The sequence below is a fragment of the Vibrio jasicida 090810c genome, from assembly GCF_002887615.1.
Classification (GTDB): Bacteria; Pseudomonadota; Gammaproteobacteria; order Enterobacterales; family Vibrionaceae; genus Vibrio; species Vibrio jasicida.
Window position 1 is genome coordinate 3,275,801 of sequence record NZ_CP025792.1, and the last position, 16,809, is coordinate 3,292,609.

General features: G+C 45.8%; 19 protein-coding genes. 11 read left to right on the top strand and 8 right to left on the bottom strand.

Translation table 11 applies throughout. The features are described from left to right. Window positions 1–2: 2 nt before the first annotated feature. Complete coding sequence (locus tag C1S73_RS15635; RefSeq protein WP_038871318.1) at window positions 3–878, bottom strand: LysR family transcriptional regulator; 876 nt, start codon at window positions 876–878, stop codon at window positions 3–5. 285 nt (window positions 879–1,163) lie between these two features. Between C1S73_RS15635 and C1S73_RS15640 the strand changes: the two genes are divergently transcribed. From C1S73_RS15640 to recR, 7 genes are all read left to right on the top strand, one after another. After that, window positions 1,164–2,270, top strand: a complete 1,107-nt coding sequence (locus C1S73_RS15640) for a response regulator (protein ID WP_038871316.1) — start codon at window positions 1,164–1,166, stop codon at window positions 2,268–2,270. A 249-nt stretch (window positions 2,271–2,519) separates the two neighbouring features. Beyond that, a complete protein-coding gene (locus C1S73_RS28205) occupies window positions 2,520–2,651 on the top strand; it encodes a hypothetical protein (RefSeq protein ID WP_005380608.1) in 132 nt (43 codons plus the stop codon). Window positions 2,652–2,723: 72 nt separating this feature from the next. After that, on the top strand, window positions 2,724–3,071 hold the full coding sequence (locus C1S73_RS15650; protein ID WP_042606344.1) for a YbaN family protein: 348 nt from the start codon (window positions 2,724–2,726) through the stop codon (window positions 3,069–3,071). 166 nt (window positions 3,072–3,237) lie between these two features. Continuing rightward, entirely contained in the window at window positions 3,238–3,783 is a 546-nt protein-coding gene (gene apt / locus C1S73_RS15655; protein WP_038871311.1) for an adenine phosphoribosyltransferase, read from the top strand. A gap of 8 nt (window positions 3,784–3,791) precedes the next feature. Further along, a complete protein-coding gene (gene dnaX / locus C1S73_RS15660) occupies window positions 3,792–5,963 on the top strand; it encodes a DNA polymerase III subunit gamma/tau (RefSeq protein ID WP_038871309.1) in 2,172 nt (723 codons plus the stop codon). 82 nt (window positions 5,964–6,045) lie between these two features. Further along, window positions 6,046–6,375, top strand: coding sequence for a YbaB/EbfC family nucleoid-associated protein (locus tag C1S73_RS15665; RefSeq protein ID WP_005380618.1), 330 nt, complete (start codon window positions 6,046–6,048; stop codon window positions 6,373–6,375). A gap of 30 nt (window positions 6,376–6,405) precedes the next feature. Next, on the top strand, window positions 6,406–7,005 hold the full coding sequence (gene recR, locus C1S73_RS15670; RefSeq protein WP_038871307.1) for a recombination mediator RecR: 600 nt from the start codon (window positions 6,406–6,408) through the stop codon (window positions 7,003–7,005). A 53-nt stretch (window positions 7,006–7,058) separates the two neighbouring features. On the opposite strand, the gene aqpZ is transcribed toward recR, so the two are convergent. Both aqpZ and C1S73_RS15680 read right to left on the bottom strand, forming a co-directional pair. Continuing rightward, window positions 7,059–7,757: an aquaporin Z gene (aqpZ, locus tag C1S73_RS15675; protein ID WP_009707332.1), complete on the bottom strand. Its 699-nt coding sequence runs from the start codon at window positions 7,755–7,757 to the stop codon at window positions 7,059–7,061. Window positions 7,758–7,972: 215 nt separating this feature from the next. After that, window positions 7,973–9,232 (bottom strand): amino acid permease, encoded by a 1,260-nt coding sequence (locus C1S73_RS15680; RefSeq protein ID WP_038871389.1) that lies wholly within the window; start codon window positions 9,230–9,232, stop codon window positions 7,973–7,975. Window positions 9,233–9,546: 314 nt separating this feature from the next. Here C1S73_RS15680 and C1S73_RS15685 point away from each other — a divergent pair, with 314 nt between their 5' ends. The 3 genes from C1S73_RS15685 to C1S73_RS15695 are packed head-to-tail and all read left to right on the top strand — an operon-like array spanning window position 9,547 to window position 11,907. After that, entirely contained in the window at window positions 9,547–9,927 is a 381-nt protein-coding gene (locus tag C1S73_RS15685) for a RidA family protein (protein WP_005432926.1), read from the top strand. A gap of 14 nt (window positions 9,928–9,941) precedes the next feature. Beyond that, window positions 9,942–11,219 (top strand): L-cysteine desulfidase family protein, encoded by a 1,278-nt coding sequence (locus C1S73_RS15690; protein ID WP_038871304.1) that lies wholly within the window; start codon window positions 9,942–9,944, stop codon window positions 11,217–11,219. A 28-nt stretch (window positions 11,220–11,247) separates the two neighbouring features. Then, window positions 11,248–11,907: a helix-turn-helix transcriptional regulator gene (locus tag C1S73_RS15695; protein WP_038871302.1), complete on the top strand. Its 660-nt coding sequence runs from the start codon at window positions 11,248–11,250 to the stop codon at window positions 11,905–11,907. Here C1S73_RS15695 and C1S73_RS15700 read toward each other — a convergent pair. Together C1S73_RS15700 and C1S73_RS15705 are read right to left on the bottom strand one after the other, a co-directional pair. Beyond that, the gene (locus C1S73_RS15700) at window positions 11,904–12,152 is read right to left on the bottom strand and encodes a YkgJ family cysteine cluster protein (protein ID WP_038871300.1); all 249 of its coding nucleotides are present in this window, start codon (window positions 12,150–12,152) and stop codon (window positions 11,904–11,906) included. The genes C1S73_RS15695 and C1S73_RS15700 overlap by 4 nt on opposite strands. 117 nt (window positions 12,153–12,269) lie before the next feature. Beyond that, complete coding sequence (locus C1S73_RS15705) at window positions 12,270–12,527, bottom strand: hypothetical protein (RefSeq protein WP_038871297.1); 258 nt, start codon at window positions 12,525–12,527, stop codon at window positions 12,270–12,272. Between the two features lie 218 nt (window positions 12,528–12,745). Between C1S73_RS15705 and C1S73_RS15710 the strand changes: the two genes are divergently transcribed. Beyond that, window positions 12,746–13,186: a YcgN family cysteine cluster protein gene (locus C1S73_RS15710; RefSeq protein ID WP_038871294.1), complete on the top strand. Its 441-nt coding sequence runs from the start codon at window positions 12,746–12,748 to the stop codon at window positions 13,184–13,186. A 61-nt stretch (window positions 13,187–13,247) separates the two neighbouring features. Here C1S73_RS15710 and C1S73_RS15715 read toward each other — a convergent pair whose 3' ends face one another. The 3 genes from C1S73_RS15715 to gad all read right to left on the bottom strand — a co-directional run bounded on the left by C1S73_RS15715 (window position 13,248) and on the right by gad (window position 16,792). Continuing rightward, window positions 13,248–13,499, bottom strand: coding sequence for a GlsB/YeaQ/YmgE family stress response membrane protein (locus tag C1S73_RS15715; protein ID WP_005439775.1), 252 nt, complete (start codon window positions 13,497–13,499; stop codon window positions 13,248–13,250). Window positions 13,500–13,595: 96 nt separating this feature from the next. After that, window positions 13,596–15,323: an aspartate:alanine exchanger family transporter gene (locus C1S73_RS15720; RefSeq protein WP_038871386.1), complete on the bottom strand. Its 1,728-nt coding sequence runs from the start codon at window positions 15,321–15,323 to the stop codon at window positions 13,596–13,598. Window positions 15,324–15,397: 74 nt separating this feature from the next. Continuing rightward, complete coding sequence (gene gad / locus C1S73_RS15725; protein WP_038871291.1) at window positions 15,398–16,792, bottom strand: glutamate decarboxylase; 1,395 nt, start codon at window positions 16,790–16,792, stop codon at window positions 15,398–15,400. Between the last annotated feature and the right edge of the window lie 17 nt (window positions 16,793–16,809).

Below are 16,809 nucleotides of genomic sequence, written 5' to 3' on the forward strand. Positions count from 1 at the left end.
GTTTAGTGAATGTTGTAAGCGATCACGAAGTCGATAAAAAGACGCACTTTCTCAGGAAGGTGGTCTTTGTGATTGTACAGCATGTAGATGTCGCGCGGGTTAGCGCTCCAATCTGGTAATACACGCAGTAGATCGCCACTTTCAATATACTCTTTGATCATCACGTCAGGCATTAATGTAATCCCCAACCCTTCAGAGCAAGAGCTACGCACGACATTCAGTGCATTGGCTTGAAAACGACCACGTTCTGCATTCACCACAGACTCTCCCTTGCTGTTGATTAGTGTCCACTTGATCAGTGGGTAGCCTTTCAGCAAAGAATGGTTAGAGAGCTCTTCAGCGTGGTTTGGTGCCGGATTTGCGGCGAGATAGTCAGGACTTGCGACGAGAATATCCTTCACTTCACCAATTTTACGGGCGATCAAGCTTGAGTCACGCTGTGGTCCAACGCGGAAAATCACGTCCCACTCAGTAGGATCAAGTTGATCGGCGTTGTTTTCTGTCGTCAGCTCGATGTTGATGTCAGGATACTGCTTCATGAACCCATTAAACATAGGCATCATCATGCGCTTAGTCAGGTTGTACGGTGCAGAAATCTTAATCTTGCCCGATGCGCCACGACAGTCATCCGTAATCTCCTCAGCTGTCGATGTTAGGCGTTGTAGCAGAGGTGAGCATTCATGGTAAAAGCGTTCTCCGGCCTCGGTCAGAGAAAGCTTACGCGCATGACGGTTCAGCAATCGAAGATTGACAGAGTCTTCTAGCGCTTGAATGCGTCGGGTGATGGTTGCCACCGGAATCATGGTTTTTCGCGAAGTTGCGGTATAGCTCCCATTTTCGACAACCAATCGAAACAGGTTTAGATCATCTAATTTCATATTTCCAGACACATTAAACTACCGTTTATGGCTAATTTATAATTAACTTTGTGATCAAAGTTTGCTTTAAGTCAACATGTTGCGTCATTTGAACACAGCAAGGCTCCCTGAGTAAATACTGATAGACCATGGAATATTTGTATAAACGTCAATTTCAGGCTACGGTTTATAACAAGGTGAAAGGGCCTGATGTCTTGCTGCATAACGTTTTGTAAGATGTGAATACAACAAAAATAACGACATATAAATTTGTTTTTTTGACTGAGCTTTGTGAGGTGCAAAGGTATGTTTAAGACTCACAGTCAAACGGCAATGGTCTCGGCGCAGGAAGTGGTCAATCATAAACTCATCATGTTAGTGGACGATGATCCGATATTTCGTAGCGTGACTAATGCCTATTTGGAAAGTCAGGGTTTTAAGGTGGTCGAAGCAGAAAACGGCCTAGAGGCGCTTCAACAACTAAGGGAATGCCAACCTGATTTGGTCTTATGTGATTTATCCATGCCCGTGTTGGACGGGATAGAATTTGTCGAGGAAGTTAGCTTAGAGTATCCGTCTATGCCACTGATTGTTGTGTCTGGAACGGATGAGATGTCTGACGTCGCGAAAGCGCTTCGTTTTGGTATTAAAGATTTCTTACCTAAACCAATAGGAAACTATCAACATCTATCTCAAGCGATCGACAACACGCTTGAGGAATCAGACTGTCACTACTCTGACCATCGAGATTTTTCGAGCCAATGGTTTAGGGTTGATGACGGTGGGGAAATGCCAGACGATCAAGAATTGCACTGGCACCTAGAATATCTACAACAACACCCAAATGCTGCAAGAGACTTGCTACACGCTTTATTACCAGAAAAAGACGCATCACAAGGCGATTGGAAATGCTCTTATCGTTTATTGCAATCAACCGACGTTATGCCTTTAGTGTTTGATTACCGTTGGCTGATGAACGGGCAATTTGCCTTTTATCTCGTTGATTCAGCGTCATCAGCGCACGATGGTGTGGCAACAACGCTGCTGGTGCGTGCTTTGTTTGATGACTACTTACGTAACTTAAAGAGTTTTAGTGCAGACCTGAAAGACATGGTCGACATTATTGAAAAAGGTATTCAGTGCTCTGATAGTACCGGTGCCGTAAATGCCGTTTTCGGTGTCGCAGATCTTGCTTCGTCTTCTGTCTCTATACTACCAGCGGGTTTGGATAGTCAGTGGTCAGACGGCCATTCAAATCAGCACATAGCCGCTGGTAATCAATTAGGTGACGGCAGTATGAAAAACTTCATCACCCGAGATTTACCAATCAGCACTAACGGGCAGCTTTCAATTGGTTGTCTTGGGACATCCAGCTTTAGCCTCAATATGGTTCGTCTGAATCGATTGATATAACGAGCAGCAGGTAAAAACATAGATACATCAATAAAAGCAGCGTCCATTACGCTGCTTTTTTATTTCTAGCTGCTTGGCTTCGAACTAATGATACTTCGCTTTATAACCCTACTTTTTGTTGGTGTTTAGCGTTAATTGTTTAAGGTATAGTCATCGCTTAAAACAATAATGACCCATTTATGCAACGATAATTTAACGATGTAAGGTGGGGGAAGCGAAGTCAACTCAACTCTAGTGAGAAGAAACATCATGGCAGACAAAGATTTTAAAGAGCCTTATAATATTTTTTACTTTTTAGGTTTCATTGCAGTCCTTTTGATCCCAACTTTACCTGCAACGTTAACCTGGCTTCGTGTAATGAATGGTTACGCGGGCTTTTAATTTAGCGTTAGTTTATTGGAGTCCACCATTCGTATTAAGCGTTACCTTTTCAATATAGCTGGTGGACTCTGCATGCTGCTTGGCATTGCCGGCATCGTTCTTCCTCTTCTTCCTACCACACCCTTTATTCTTTTAGCGAGTGCCTGTTTCATGCGAGGCAGCCCTGCGTTTCATCGTTGGCTGCATGAACATAAAACGTTTGGACCTTTACTCGAAAACTGGCATAAACACCGAGCAGTCACACGCAAAGTGAAACAACGTGGCGCGGTTTTCATCGTACTCAGTTTTACTTTCTCCATCATTGTCGCTCCAATGGTTTGGGTAAAAATTGCGCTTTTAGTGATGCTAATCGTTTTACTGAGTTGGTTTATGCGTCTCCCTGTGACTGAGTTGGTTGCTGACCGAGAAGAAAATCACTAAGATTGTAGAGAATAGTGTGCCCGCTCTTCGAGTGGGCGTTTGTATTTTCAGCGCTTGTGACTTTTACGAAAGTAAGCACATAGTGATGAAAACCTATTGTTTGTTGCCCTCATATATACTGCGATTAGAACAGAGGGTGATGAGCCAATCTAAGTAAATCGGTATTATGACTACAGAAACAATCTCACTGATCAAATCTAGCATCAAAAGCATCGAAGATTACCCGAAACCAGGCATTCTTTTCCGCGACGTAACCAGCCTTCTTGAGGACGCGAAAGCGTATCAAGCGACAATCAATCTTTTGGTTGAGCGCTACAAAGATATGGGTTTCACGAAAGTTGTGGGTACAGAAGCTCGTGGTTTCTTGTTTGGTGCACCACTAGCACTAGAACTGGGTGTTGGTTTTGTCCCTGTGCGTAAGCCAGGCAAACTGCCTCGTCCTACTGTGGCTCAATCCTACGAGCTTGAATATGGTGTTGATACGCTAGAAATCCATACTGATGCGATCGTAGAAGGCGATAAAGTATTGGTTGTAGATGATCTACTTGCTACGGGCGGTACGATCGAAGCAACAACAAAGCTTATCCGTCAACTAGGCGGTGAAGTAGAGCACGCTGCATTCGTTATCAACCTGCCAGAAATTGGTGGTGATAAGCGCCTAGAAGGTCTAGGTCTGAACGTATACAGCATTTGCGAGTTTGAAGGACACTAATACATTCAATGAGTTATTTAGCTTTAGCGCGAAAATGGCGTCCGAATAAGTTTGACCAAGTCGTAGGGCAAAGCCATGTCCTTACGGCTCTGGAAAACGCGTTGGCGCAAAATCGCTTACACCATGCGTATCTCTTCAGCGGTACGCGAGGCGTTGGTAAAACATCGATTGGCCGACTGTTTGCTAAGGGCCTGAATTGTGAAACAGGTATTACTGCTAACCCTTGTGGTGAGTGTGATACTTGTCGTGAGATTGATGAAGGTCGCTTTGTTGACCTACTAGAGATCGACGCGGCTTCTCGTACTAAAGTTGAAGACACTCGTGAACTATTAGATAACGTTCAATACAAGCCCGCTCGCGGACGTTTTAAAGTGTACCTCATTGATGAGGTACACATGCTTTCGCGTCACTCTTTCAATGCGCTGTTAAAAACGTTGGAAGAGCCGCCAGAGTATGTGAAGTTCTTGTTGGCTACGACGGATCCACAAAAACTGCCGGTAACGATTCTGTCGCGCTGTTTACAGTTCCACCTTAAGCCAATCAGTGTTGATGACATTCATCAGCAACTTGACCATATTCTGGAAAAAGAACAAATCTCTGCAGAAGCAAGAGCACTTGGCATGATCTCGCATGCTGCAGATGGCAGTATGCGTGATGCACTGAGCTTAACTGACCAAGCTATCGCCCTAGGTAACGGCACGATTCAGACCGATATCGTTAGCCACATGCTTGGTACGATTGATACTGACCAAGCGATTCATTTGCTGGAATCGGTCAGCAGTAAGCAGCCGCAACAGGCGATGGACAAAATCCAACAACTTGCATCAAACGGTGTCGAGTGGGATGGATTGCTACAACAATTGGCATCCCAGCTTCACCGCGTCGCGATGTACCAAGCTCTGCCGTCGACCTTAGATCAGACTCAACCTGATGCTGAAAAAATCGAATTATTGAGTAAAGCGTTAACACCACAAGATGTTCAGCTTTACTACCAAATTGCTTTAAAAGGCCGTGAAGACCTAACGTTGTCACCGAATGGTCGCGTTGGGATGGAAATGATCGTTTTGCGCATGATGGCATTCCGTCCATCTGCAAGTAACAGCGCCACCGTCATCTCAACCTCATCGCAGACACAAGGCTTGCCTGCGCAAAGTGCAGTGCAAACACAAGCAGCATCGGTGGCAAAACCGCAAGCGCCAGTTCAGCAAGCACCTGTACAGCAAACGCAAAGTCAGCCTAGACCAAGCCAGTTAGCGCCGAATATGGCGTCACAACCGCTGTCTCAGGCAGCACAGCAGCCGACGAATGAAGCACCATCATACCAACCTGAATATCAAGGTGGTTATGATATGGCTCCGCCACAGTATGACATGGCACCACCAATGAGTGAGAATCCTGTGCCTACACAGCAGGTTCCTCAACAAGCTCAACCTATGCCAGAGAATGCGCCAGCGCCTGCTCGAGGTAATTTGAGTGGTCTTCGTCATCAATTGCGCTCGCAACGCCAGGGTCAGCAACAGGCGACGACGCAAAATGGTGGCCCAAAAAAGCCTAACGCGACATCTGCTCAAAAAGAGTCGGTCATTGACCGTCTAGCGCAATTGCATGGCAATTCCGCACAGGTGTCGCTACCATCCTCTTCTCAAGCGGAACAACCTGTCATTGAGGATGAAGCATATCGTTGGCGTCCAACCAAGCAACCGGTTGAAACAAAAACGAATACGCAACTGACACCTACGCAGCTCAAGAAAGCTCTTGAGCACGAAAAGACGCCAGAAATGGCGCAAAAGCTTGTCGATGAATCATTGGAAAGCAGTGAGTGGGCAAAGCTGATCAGCTTAATGAATACACCCAAGCTGGTGGAGCAACTTGCACTAAACTCGCATTACAGCAAAGAAGGCTCGACAGTTTCGCTACAATTAAGAGACAGTCAGGCACACTTGAATACTGACAGAGCGCAAAGCGAGCTGTTGAACGCGTTAAATGGCGTGTTAGAACAAGAGTGCCATCTTAGTATTGATGTGGGCGAAAACGGTGAGACACCCCTTGAGCTTAGAGACAGGCTGTATCAAGAAAAATTGCAACAAGCTCTGAACAGTTTAGAAAACGATCCACATGTTCAGTTCATCGAACGTCGTTTCGCTGCAGAGCTCGATAAAGATAGTGTAAGACCTATCTAAATTTTGAACGGAATGGGGTTGAAAACGTTCAGTGAAAACCCCATTAACAGATGCAACACCTAATTAAACCAGAGAGATAAACATGTTTGGTAAAGGCGGTATGGGCAACCTAATGAAGCAAGCCCAGCAAATGCAAGATCGCATGCAAAAGCTTCAAGAAGAAATCGCGAATATGGAAGTAACTGGCGAGTCTGGTGCTGGTCTAGTTAAAGTTACAATCACTGGTAGTCACAGTGTGCGTCGTGTTGATATTGACGAGAGTCTAATGGAAGACGACAAAGAGATGCTAGAAGATCTTATCGCTGCGGCATTCAACGATGCAGCACGTCGTGTTGAAGAAACTCAAAAAGAGAAAATGGCTTCAGTAACTGGCGGTATGCAATTACCACCAGGTATGAAAATGCCATTCTAATCTGCTGAATTCTAACTAAGCGGATTTTTAATGCGTACCAGCCATATGCTGGAACAATTGATGGAGGCCTTACGTTGTCTACCTGGGGTTGGCCCCAAGTCGGCGCAGCGTATGGCCTTTCATTTGTTACAGCGTGATAGAAAAGGCGGTCTGCAACTGGCAGATGCGCTGAGTCAGTCAATGACAGAAATTGGTCATTGCACCGAGTGCCGTACCTTCACTGAAGAAGACGTTTGCCATATTTGTACGAACCCAAAGCGCCAAGAAAATGGCCAAATTTGTGTAGTAGAAAGTCCAGCAGACATTGCGGCAGTAGAAGCGACAGGTCAATACTCGGGTCGATACTTTGTACTAATGGGGCACTTATCACCACTGGACGGAATTGGTCCAAGTGATATTGGTCTTGATGTACTGGATTACCGTCTGCGTCGCGGTGATGTTTCTGAAGTGATTCTTGCAACCAATCCAACGGTTGAAGGGGAAGCAACAGCGCATTACATCGCGGAGCTGTGTAAAGAACACCAAGTGGATGCAAGCCGTATCGCACACGGTGTACCAGTGGGGGGCGAGCTTGAGCTCGTGGACGGGACAACCTTGTCTCACTCTCTTCTAGGTCGACACAAGATTTAATAAAAAAGCCGCTGAATTCAGCGGCTTTTTTGTTCTTGAGGTTCGAGAATCGATTAATCGTTTGATTCTGTACCAAGAAGGTTCTTGTAGATAAGTGCACCTAGAATACCACCAACGATTGGTGCCACCCAGAATAGCCAAAGCTGAGAAACAGCCCAGTCGCCAACGAATACGGCAACACCAGTACTACGTGCTGGGTTAACCGATGTGTTAGTCACTGGAATACTGATTAGGTGGATAAGAGTCAAACATAAACCGATCGCGATAGGTGCAAAACCTTGTGGTGCGCGTTTGTCTGTGGCACCCATGATCACGATTAGGAACATCATTGTCATCACAACTTCAGTCACTAAAGCTGCAACCATTGAATATTGGCCAGGAGAATGCGCGCCGTAACCGTTCGCGGCAAAGCCAGAACCAACCACGTCAAAACCTGCTTGACCGGTTGCGATTACGTAAAGTACGCCACCCGCAATAACACCACCAATCACTTGCGCGATGATGTAAGGCACTACGTCTTTAGTCTCAAAACGACCACCGGCCCATAGACCGATAGTTACTGCTGGGTTTAGGTGACAACCTGAGATATGGCCAATAGCAAACGCCATTGTGAGTACGGTAAGACCGAACGCCAAAGAAACGCCCAACAAGCCAATGCCGACATCAGGGAAGCCAGCCGCTAACACTGCACTACCACAGCCACCAAGCACTAACCAAAAAGTACCAAAAACCTCTGCCATGTATTTATTCATATTGTTTCCTATTGCGGATTTAGATTACCCGCTGAACATAGTAGAGAATTGTCAGAAAAGTGTGAGTTGAAGCACGGAAATTAACCAAAATGCCAGATACGAGCGTTTCTGTCTCATACATGAAACGAAATGAGTAAGGAGAGGGTGGGTGGATGAGTTGAAAGGAAAACCTCGGCTATCGTTATAGAGTTTGATAGCCGAGGCGAGAGGAAGCGTTAGCTAAAAGCAATAAATGGTGAGATACACAACAAGATGCCCGTCGCGATGATTAGGTATAGTGAAGCACCTTTGTATTTATGTAGAGAAGGCACTTGATACACCAAGTAAGCAGGAATCAAACAGCCAATCAAACCAAAGATAGGGCTACAAACCGAAGTGAAGCTCAAAACCGGTAGGTTGAGTACGATAGCGCCCCATGCCATCAAAATCGCGAATAGAATGATGCCTTTCGTCACGAGATCTTTGTTGATTTGCTCTTCAGGCATCACTTTTTTCAATGCCAACATCGCAAGGCCTTGGCAAGAATCACGGAAGCCAAGGTAAACACCAAAGAAGGCTGTCATTACAGAAAAGATGTTCAACATCAGGCTAAGCAGTTTAAGCGTCGTGCCGTCCATGCCTTGTGCTACCATCGCAAGCGCAGAGATGTTCTCGTTTGCTGCACGGACTGCTTGTTCATGAGACATCGCCAACGTGAAAGAAATCGCGTAGAAAAACACGGTCACAAACAAAATGCCAAAAGCGATATTCATAGCACGCATCGCTTTAAAACGGGCAACTTCAATAGACTTCTCTTTTGAACGGTAAGAGATCACCATCGGACTCAAGCTTTGAATAAACAAGATAGAAGTGAGAGTGAACGGCAGCAGTTCAATCGCATCTTTTAGGCCAGCACCCGCTGTTGGGACGCTACCTACATTCGCCAGATCCCATTTTTCAATCATCATGAAGCCTAGCAGTGCTACGGTACAAAGTTTTACCAATACTAATCCGGTGCTGACCTTAAATAGGACCTTCTCACCACGCGAAGCGATTGCCACCAAAGCGCAAACCAATGCTAGACCATACAACGGGTTTTCCGACAACAGCCCCTCAGTGATACCAAAGCTGTGTAGGAAAGAGGCTGAGTCATTATTGATTGCCGTCGAGTATACGAATACCCAGATCACCAACATGATGAAGTAGAGCACGCCTAACAAGGCGCCCCATTTATTGCCAAGGTAGCCTGAGATAACGCCCGCATAGTCTTGACATTTCGGAGAGGTGGAAAGCGTGTTAATAAATAGGCGTTGGAACAAGTACATCGCTGGATAACCAATCACCGCGGAGGCAAGAAATACCCATATGCCAAGTACGCCCACCTTTACTGGAAGAAAAACAATACCAGCACCGATTGCCATGCCGATGCTCATGATTACCCAGCCCCAGTCAGTGCTATCAAATTTAGTCGCCGCTTTCCATTCTGTGGCTGTCATTCCGGCTTTAACGTGAGGTGGTTCTTTAGTTATTGGAAGAGTTTGTGTAGGTACAGTAACGCTCATTGTCGTTTTCTCTTTGTTAGTATGAATTTTTCTCAAATCTATTTGAGAAAAAGATTAACAACAATTTTTTTGTGGAAAATTCAGATAAATTTGAGATCTCGACAAAATTACTCAATAAAATCTGAATTTAGATCGATTTGTGTGATCTGTAGTGGTTGTTTTGCTCACATATAGTTGAAAGAATAGCTTTGAAACGAAAGCAAAAGCTGAGTTTTACGACTAAAACTAAAAACTATGTGAGGATTAACATGAAAGAATTGATCGCTTCAGAGCACGCTCCTGCCGCAATTGGCCCATATTCACACGGAACCACTTACGGGGATTTGATTTTTACGTCTGGCCAACTCCCAGTTGATAGCGCGACAGGTAAAGTAGTAGAGGGAGGGATTACTGCTCAAAGTCATCAATCTCTAACGAACTTAAAACATGTGCTTGAAGCGGGTAACGGCAGTTTAGATACGGTTCTAAAAACGACGTGTTACTTGGCAAACATCAGTGATTTTGCGGAATTCAACAAAGTGTATGCAGAGTTTTTCCAAAAAGATTGCCCAGCACGAAGCTGCTTTGCGGTGAAAGATCTTCCGCTAGGTGTTTTGATTGAAGTTGAAGCGATTGCTAGTAAAAAGTAATACGGAGAAGAAGCATGAATCAGCAATGGAACCAATATATCCAAATCATTAAGCAAGTTGTGAAACCTGCCCTCGGATGTACCGAACCCATTGCTGCTGCATATGCGGCAGCAGTTGCAAAGCGTGAGCTTGGATGCCAAACCCCGGACATGATTGAAGTACGTGTCTCAGATAACTTGTTTAAAAACTCCATGGGGGTTTACGTTCCCGGCACTGGGAAAATTGGCCTTAAGATCGCGGCGTCAGTTGGGGCATTAGCGGGAGACCCAAACGCAGAACTGGAAGTGCTCGCTAAAATTAATCAAGACGATGTGACTGCAGCCCAGCAACTTATTGATGAAGAGCGAGTCAGTGTTGCTCGCATTGATACACAAGAATTTATCTTTTGCAGTGTAACCATGAGCGTTGGAGAAGACACCGTCTCGGTGACTATCAGCGGTGGACACACTAATATTATCCAGATCACTCGCAATGGAGCGGTGACGTTCAATGCCCCTTTGCAGCAGCGAGTCGCGACAGGATCAGTATGTGAAGGGGTGGATATCTCTATTAAGCAGATTTACGACTTTGCCCTTCAAGCGCCATTTGATGGCATCAAATTCATTCTGCAAGCGGCTGAACTCAACTCTTCCTTAGCGCAAGAGGGTATCGACCGAGGTTACGGCTTAGAAATTGGCCGAACATTAAAAGGCAATATCGAACAGGGGGTGCTTGGTAATGATCTGATGAGCAGAATCCAAATGATGACCTCTGCAGCATCCGATGCCCGAATGGGCGGTGCGACGCTGCCAGCGATGAGTAACTTTGGCAGCGGTAACCAAGGTATTGCCGCGACGATTCCGGTTGTTATCGCCGCAGAAGCGTTTCAAAGTAACGAAGAACAACTCGCTCGCGCACTAATCATGAGTCATTTAGGCGCGATCTACATTAAGTCATACTACCCACCTTTATCTGCATTCTGTGGTAACACCGTCACTAGTGCTGCCGCATCCATGGCACTAGTGTATCTAGCAGGCGGCTCGTTTGAGCAATCTTGCTCTGCAATTCAAAACGTCATTAGTGACAGTTCAGGCATGGTGTGTGATGGCGCGAAGTCATCTTGTGCAATGAAAGTTTGCACCTCATCAACGACGGCAGTTCGCTCATATTTGATGGCGATGGGTAACCACAGTGTGAAGAATCAAGGTATAGTAGGCGACGAAGTCGAACAAACTATAAGAAACGTAGGCTCTATGGTTAGACTTGGTATGCCGTATACTGACAAATCTATTATCGACATCATGTCGGCCTAGCCTCAAAGTTTTTGCTAAGGGAAGTAAATTGCAGCTTAAGAAACTCACCAAAAGTGATTTAGATATTTTGAATTCGATGAAGAACGTCGTCGATGGCATTGCGCGCATGTATGGCAAGCATACCGAGGTCGTTCTTCACAGTCTTGATGCAGAAGCTCCGGAAATCATCAAAATTGCCAATGGCCACGTTACTGAGCGTGGAGAAGGTGCACCGATTACCAACTTAGCAAGAATGAAGCTGCTTGAAGGTAACGACGTTTCAGATTCGTATGTGACGAAAACCGTAAGCGGTAAAACCTTGCATTCCATCACGACCATTGTCCGTAACCCAAAGAACAAACCTATTGGGTTATTGTGTATCAACGTCGACATGGATGTACCGATGCAAGATTTTTTGAGATCGATTATGCCAACTCAACAAAATGACTGCTGTGCGGGCGCACGTTCACCAGAAACCTTCGCTCGTAACATCGATGAAACCATCATTAGTACCATTGAGACCGTACAAGCAGAAGTGTGGTCGAACGAAGCGATTTCCCCTTCAAAACGCAACCGTGAACTGGTCACGCGTTTACAAGGTTTGGGGATTTTTAAATACAAAGATGCGGTATTGATGGTGGCAAATCATCTCGGTATTTCACGCGATACTATTTACCTTTACTTGAGAGAGTTGGGTAGTAACGACTAGGTCAGTTGTTCAAGTTCGGTGATATTATTTATCGCTTCTTGATTCGTTTTGCCGCACACAACTGGGCAAGGTTTGAAGTCGTGGCAAACTTTTGGGCGTTCAGGCATTCCGAAAAGCTTACATAAGTTGTCGTCATTTAATTGAATGCAGCGCTCTCCAGCAGGTTTGCCTTTTGGCATGCCCGGAATCGGAGAAGAGATACTTGGTGAGATACAACACGCCCCACAACCTAATCGACAATCCATCTAAAAGCCCTCGTAAAAATGAAGGGGGCATTATGGCCATTTCTCGTCAGATTGGAAGAGGCGTGCGTGAATTCACGCCAACAAAGTTAGCCCTTTCTACTCGTCATTAAGTCCTTTTTACTCATCATTAAGTAAAGCAGCGACTTCAAAATTCTGATCGCGTTTAGCCTGTTGGATATAACGGTTGCACTCTTGCATGCTTAAACCCCAGGTTCCAGCCTTGGTGCGAGAGGACATTTCCGTTAGGAACGTTGCTTGACCTTCTTGAACATTAGACGCTAGATCCTTGCCGTATTGTTGACAAAGTTCTGCATCGGTACTTGCCGCAGCTCCGAACGAAACAAGAGAGATAATGGTGATCATTGCGAGCTTCATAATATTGATTCCTTTATTCACACTATGAGCTAAAACCATAGGATAGGAATCACTATTAGTAAAAATATCAATGTTGATCGCCCTTGCTAGTGAAATAGAACAAGCGTTGATAATAGTTCGTATTACGGGGCGGAATTCGGCAAAACTTGAACTTTTGTTGTCAGAGGGGTATAAAACGCACCCAATTCATTCCCATTCGAGAAATAAGTAGTAAGCGTATGAGCACTCCATTTTGGCAAAGTAAATCGTTAGAGAACATGACAGAAGAAGAATGGGAATCTCTCTGTGATGGGTGTGGCAAATGTTGTCTGCACAAGCTAATGGATGAAGATACGGACGAAATCTACTACACCAACGTGGCGTGTAGTTGGCTGAACAGCAAAACATGTTCGTGCAAAGACTACCCGAACCGTTTTACTTCAGGCGAAGAGTGCACCAAGCTGACGCGTGAAGATATTGATGATTTTACGTGGCTGCCACACACTTGTGCATACCGCTTGTTGGCAGAAAGCCAGCCACTGCCAGAATGGCACCCATTAATCACTGGCTCTAAGTCTGCAATGCACGCAGCAGGGGAAAGTGTACGAAACAAAGTGGTGTATGAAATCGATGTGGTGGACTGGGAAGATCACATTTTAAATCACCCTAATCGTCCATAGCCGAATGTAAAACAAGCCTTTCATTGAAAGGCTTGTTTATTTTGGGGTGAGGCAAAAGTACCTAACCTTTTAAGAAACGGTTATAGACAAACAATATAACGAAAGCACCTAAAGTCGCGGTGACGATGCTGCCGATGTTTACTCCGTCTGCACCGCCAAGGCCCACAAAGCTTCCTAAGAAACCACCAACGAAAGCGCCTACGATACCGAGCACCATCGTGGCAATCCAGCCGCCTCCATCGTTACCTGGCATCAACCACTTAGCCAGTGCACCTGCAATCAAACCTAGAATAATCCAAGATAGAAAGCCCATAATTTCTCCTTACTCATTATTGTGTTAGGTACGTGTCGTTACGCATTCATGGTTACGTTTCAATCATAGACCATTCATCCAAAAGCGTAGATTTAACTAACTGATGACCATCGCGATGTAACCTAATATCAGGACTAAAACTGAAGTTAATGCGTATGGCACGGGGTAGCCAATCGCTGGCATGTCACTGTGGCTTGCATCTTGGGCTCCTTTCATTGCAGGGGTACTGTTTCTCCCTCCGGCACAGGCTCCCGCTAAAATAGCAGGGTTCATTTTGCGGAAGTACAATCCGTATAACCAAGCTAGCAGAGGTGGTACGAGTGCTGCAGTCACACCCAGTAACGCTATCTTGATGACAATGATGCCTTGGAATGACGCTAAGATTTTCGGCCCCACGGTTGCCGCTAATACCGCGACAAATAGGTTTAGGCCGATGTCTTGTAGAAAGCTTCTTGCCCCTTCACTCATGGGGCCGCCAAAGCTAGGGTTACGAGTTCGTAGGAATGAGAAAACGATCCCGGTTAACATGCAACCCGCCGATGTGCCAAGGGCAAAAGGGATACCTGCAACGGTGACACTCAAATGTCCAAAGACATAGCCAATAAGAAGGGAGAGGGCGAGGTAGAAGGTTTCAGTGACCGTACTCTCTACAATCGGAACGCTATTGAGTTTGGATGCGGTTTGTTCTACGCACCATTGGGAGCCTGCAATACGCACAACATCGCCCACTTCGACCTTAGTTTGTGGCAATAAAGGTTGCTGGTGGCCTTGTCGAAATATCGCTTTGAAATAAACACCAAAGCCGACTTCGGCATGCAATTGTGCGACAGTTTTCCCTGCATGCTCAGATTTACCAACGTGAATATCAGCCACTTCAATGTCGACATTTCTTGCGCGTGGCTCATCGACTTCATTTCCGATATCGGCTTCACCTTCCGCAATCAAGACGCGATATTCTCCGCGAATGCCAATAACATCATTTAACTCAAGCATTGGATTATCAGAAGCATCAATGACTTGCTCACCTCGAACCACTTTAAGCACGGCCGCATCAGGGAACTTCTGATACAACTCTTGCACTGAACGGCCAACTAACTCTTGGTGTGTGACTTTATAAGCACGAACATCAATCGGTAGGACGCCCACGTCTGAAAACCCAAAGGTGCTTGGGAGTTTCTCGTTGTCATCGCCAGTTGAGAATTCCGCTTCTGCCTCTTTACCTGCTTTGACGGGGTCAATACCAAAGAGAGAAGGGAGGTACTTAATGAACAAGATGATGAGGACGGTCGAAAGGACATAACTTATCGCGTAGCCCGCCGCAATATTGGCACTGACGTGATCAATGCTCATCCCTTCAGGTGGCGTAAATGCGCCTGAACTAATTGCTGACTGCGCTACGCCCATTACGGCGGTCACTGTGTAACTGCCAGAAATGATGCCAGCGGCGTAGCCGGGCTCCAGACCCATTAGCTTGGCGCCGATGACAACAATCGCAAAATTGCTGAACACGACAATCAAACCAATGACGACGAAGTCGATCCCTCCTCTAGCAAGACCGGAGAAAAATTGTGGCCCCACTTTCATCCCAATCGCGTACATGAACATCATTAAGAAGATATCTGAGACCAGCCCCGGCTCTTCAATTTTTAGCCCATAAACCGAAAAGGAGGTAAGAGCTAAAGCAACACCAACAACTAAAGTGCCAGCTGTTGTTCCTAGGCTCACTCCTTTGAATGTAAGTCGACCAAGCGGGTATCCAATAGCGAGAGATAGAAAGAGAAAAACGAACGGATTTTCTGACAAGTAACTAAATAGAAAGGACATAGTGTCACCTGTGAATTTGTTGATATAAGAGCAAGGAACCATGAGAGTTCCTTGCTTTAAGTGGAAGGGGACAATTAGCCGTGGTTAAAGTTACTCGACTCATCAGCGTCGCTACCGTTGACGACAGGATGCTTGTCGAAGAAGTCCACGCAGTGTTGTAAATCGGAAATCAAAAGATCCGCCATGTCTCGGCTAAATCCATGTCGAACCAAAATACGCATGATCACTAGATCTTCGCGTTCGGCAGGCATAGCGTAAGCCGCAATTTGCCAGCCACGAGATCGAATGCGATCAGAAAGATCGTAAAGATTGAAGCCTGGGTTTGCGCCATCTTTTATTGACCAACTCAGTGCAGGGATACCACCATGTCCATCATAGATGATGTGGAACATACCCATTTTTTCGACTTCTTTGGCAAGGTAACGAGCTGTGTCATAACAAGCATCGTGGATCTTACGATAGCCCTCTTTGCCAAGACGCAAGAAGTTATAATATTGAGCAACGATTTGACCACCAGGGCGAGAGAAATTGAGTGCAAAGGTGGGCATGTTGCCACCGAGGTAGTTGACGTTAAAGATCAAGTCTTCATGTAGAGCATCGGCATCTCGCCAAACAACCCAACCAACGCCGAGTGGGGAAAGGCCAAACTTATGTCCAGAGGCATTGATGGACTTTACTCTTGGTAAACGGAAGTCCCACACTAAATTTGGATCGCAGAATGGGGCAAGAAAGGCACCACTCGCACCATCAACGTGAATCGGAATATCTAGCCCGGTATCTTCTTGTAGCTTATCTAACGCTTCGTGCACCGCTTGTACTGGCTCGTATTGGCAAGTAAAGGTCACGCCTAACGTTGGGACAACACCAATCGTATTTTCGTCACAACGTTTGATTACTTCCTCTGGGGTCATGATAAGACGGTCGCCTTGCATTGGGATTTCGCGAAGTTCAATGTCCCAGTAGCGCGCAAACTTATGCCAACAAACTTGAACTGGGCCACAGATAAGATTCGGGCGATCAGTTGGTTTGCCTTGCTTCTTCATTTTTTCGCGCCAAGCCCATTTTAGCGCCATGCCGCCTAGCATTGCCGCTTCACTTGAGCCTGTTGTTGAACATCCCATAGGGTTTTCAGCATCCGGTGCATGCCAAAGGTCGGCAAGCATATGCACACATCGAGATTCGATTTCCGCCGTTTGAGGGTATTCATCTTTGTCGATCATGTTTTTGTCGATGCACTCGTCCATCAATTTGTGGACTTCGTCTTCGACCCATGTTTGACAGAATGTCGCAAGGTTCTGACGCGAATTGCCATCAAGCATGAGCTCATCATGGACAACTTGGTAAGCATGATCGGGAGCATGCTCGTGCTCTGGAATACGGTACTTAGGCATAACAATGGAAAGATCTTTAGACGAATACACATCGTCTAGGATTGAGCCACGAACGGTTGATTTTTTATGAAGAGGCATGGTGAATCCCTTATCTT

Bases quoted from the DNA above. Each gene is read 5' to 3' on its own strand.
- C1S73_RS15635 (WP_038871318.1), bottom strand. From the start codon at position 878: ATGAAATTAGATGATCTAAACCTGTTTCGATTGGTTGTCGAAAATGGG.
- C1S73_RS15640 (WP_038871316.1), top strand. From the start codon at position 1,164: ATGTTTAAGACTCACAGTCAAACGGCAATGGTCTCGGCGCAGGAAGTG.
- C1S73_RS28205 (WP_005380608.1), top strand. From the start codon at position 2,520: ATGGCAGACAAAGATTTTAAAGAGCCTTATAATATTTTTTACTTTTTA.
- C1S73_RS15650 (WP_042606344.1), top strand. From the start codon at position 2,724: ATGCTGCTTGGCATTGCCGGCATCGTTCTTCCTCTTCTTCCTACCACA.
- apt (WP_038871311.1), top strand. From the start codon at position 3,238: ATGACTACAGAAACAATCTCACTGATCAAATCTAGCATCAAAAGCATC.
- dnaX (WP_038871309.1), top strand. From the start codon at position 3,792: ATGAGTTATTTAGCTTTAGCGCGAAAATGGCGTCCGAATAAGTTTGAC.
- C1S73_RS15665 (WP_005380618.1), top strand. From the start codon at position 6,046: ATGTTTGGTAAAGGCGGTATGGGCAACCTAATGAAGCAAGCCCAGCAA.
- recR (WP_038871307.1), top strand. From the start codon at position 6,406: ATGCGTACCAGCCATATGCTGGAACAATTGATGGAGGCCTTACGTTGT.
- aqpZ (WP_009707332.1), bottom strand. From the start codon at position 7,757: ATGAATAAATACATGGCAGAGGTTTTTGGTACTTTTTGGTTAGTGCTT.
- C1S73_RS15680 (WP_038871389.1), bottom strand. From the start codon at position 9,232: ATGACAGCCACAGAATGGAAAGCGGCGACTAAATTTGATAGCACTGAC.
- C1S73_RS15685 (WP_005432926.1), top strand. From the start codon at position 9,547: ATGAAAGAATTGATCGCTTCAGAGCACGCTCCTGCCGCAATTGGCCCA.
- C1S73_RS15690 (WP_038871304.1), top strand. From the start codon at position 9,942: ATGAATCAGCAATGGAACCAATATATCCAAATCATTAAGCAAGTTGTG.
- C1S73_RS15700 (WP_038871300.1), bottom strand. From the start codon at position 12,152: ATGGATTGTCGATTAGGTTGTGGGGCGTGTTGTATCTCACCAAGTATC.
- C1S73_RS15705 (WP_038871297.1), bottom strand. From the start codon at position 12,527: ATGAAGCTCGCAATGATCACCATTATCTCTCTTGTTTCGTTCGGAGCT.
- C1S73_RS15710 (WP_038871294.1), top strand. From the start codon at position 12,746: ATGAGCACTCCATTTTGGCAAAGTAAATCGTTAGAGAACATGACAGAA.
- C1S73_RS15715 (WP_005439775.1), bottom strand. From the start codon at position 13,499: ATGGGCTTTCTATCTTGGATTATTCTAGGTTTGATTGCAGGTGCACTG.
- C1S73_RS15720 (WP_038871386.1), bottom strand. From the start codon at position 15,323: ATGTCCTTTCTATTTAGTTACTTGTCAGAAAATCCGTTCGTTTTTCTC.
- gad (WP_038871291.1), bottom strand. From the start codon at position 16,792: ATGCCTCTTCATAAAAAATCAACCGTTCGTGGCTCAATCCTAGACGAT.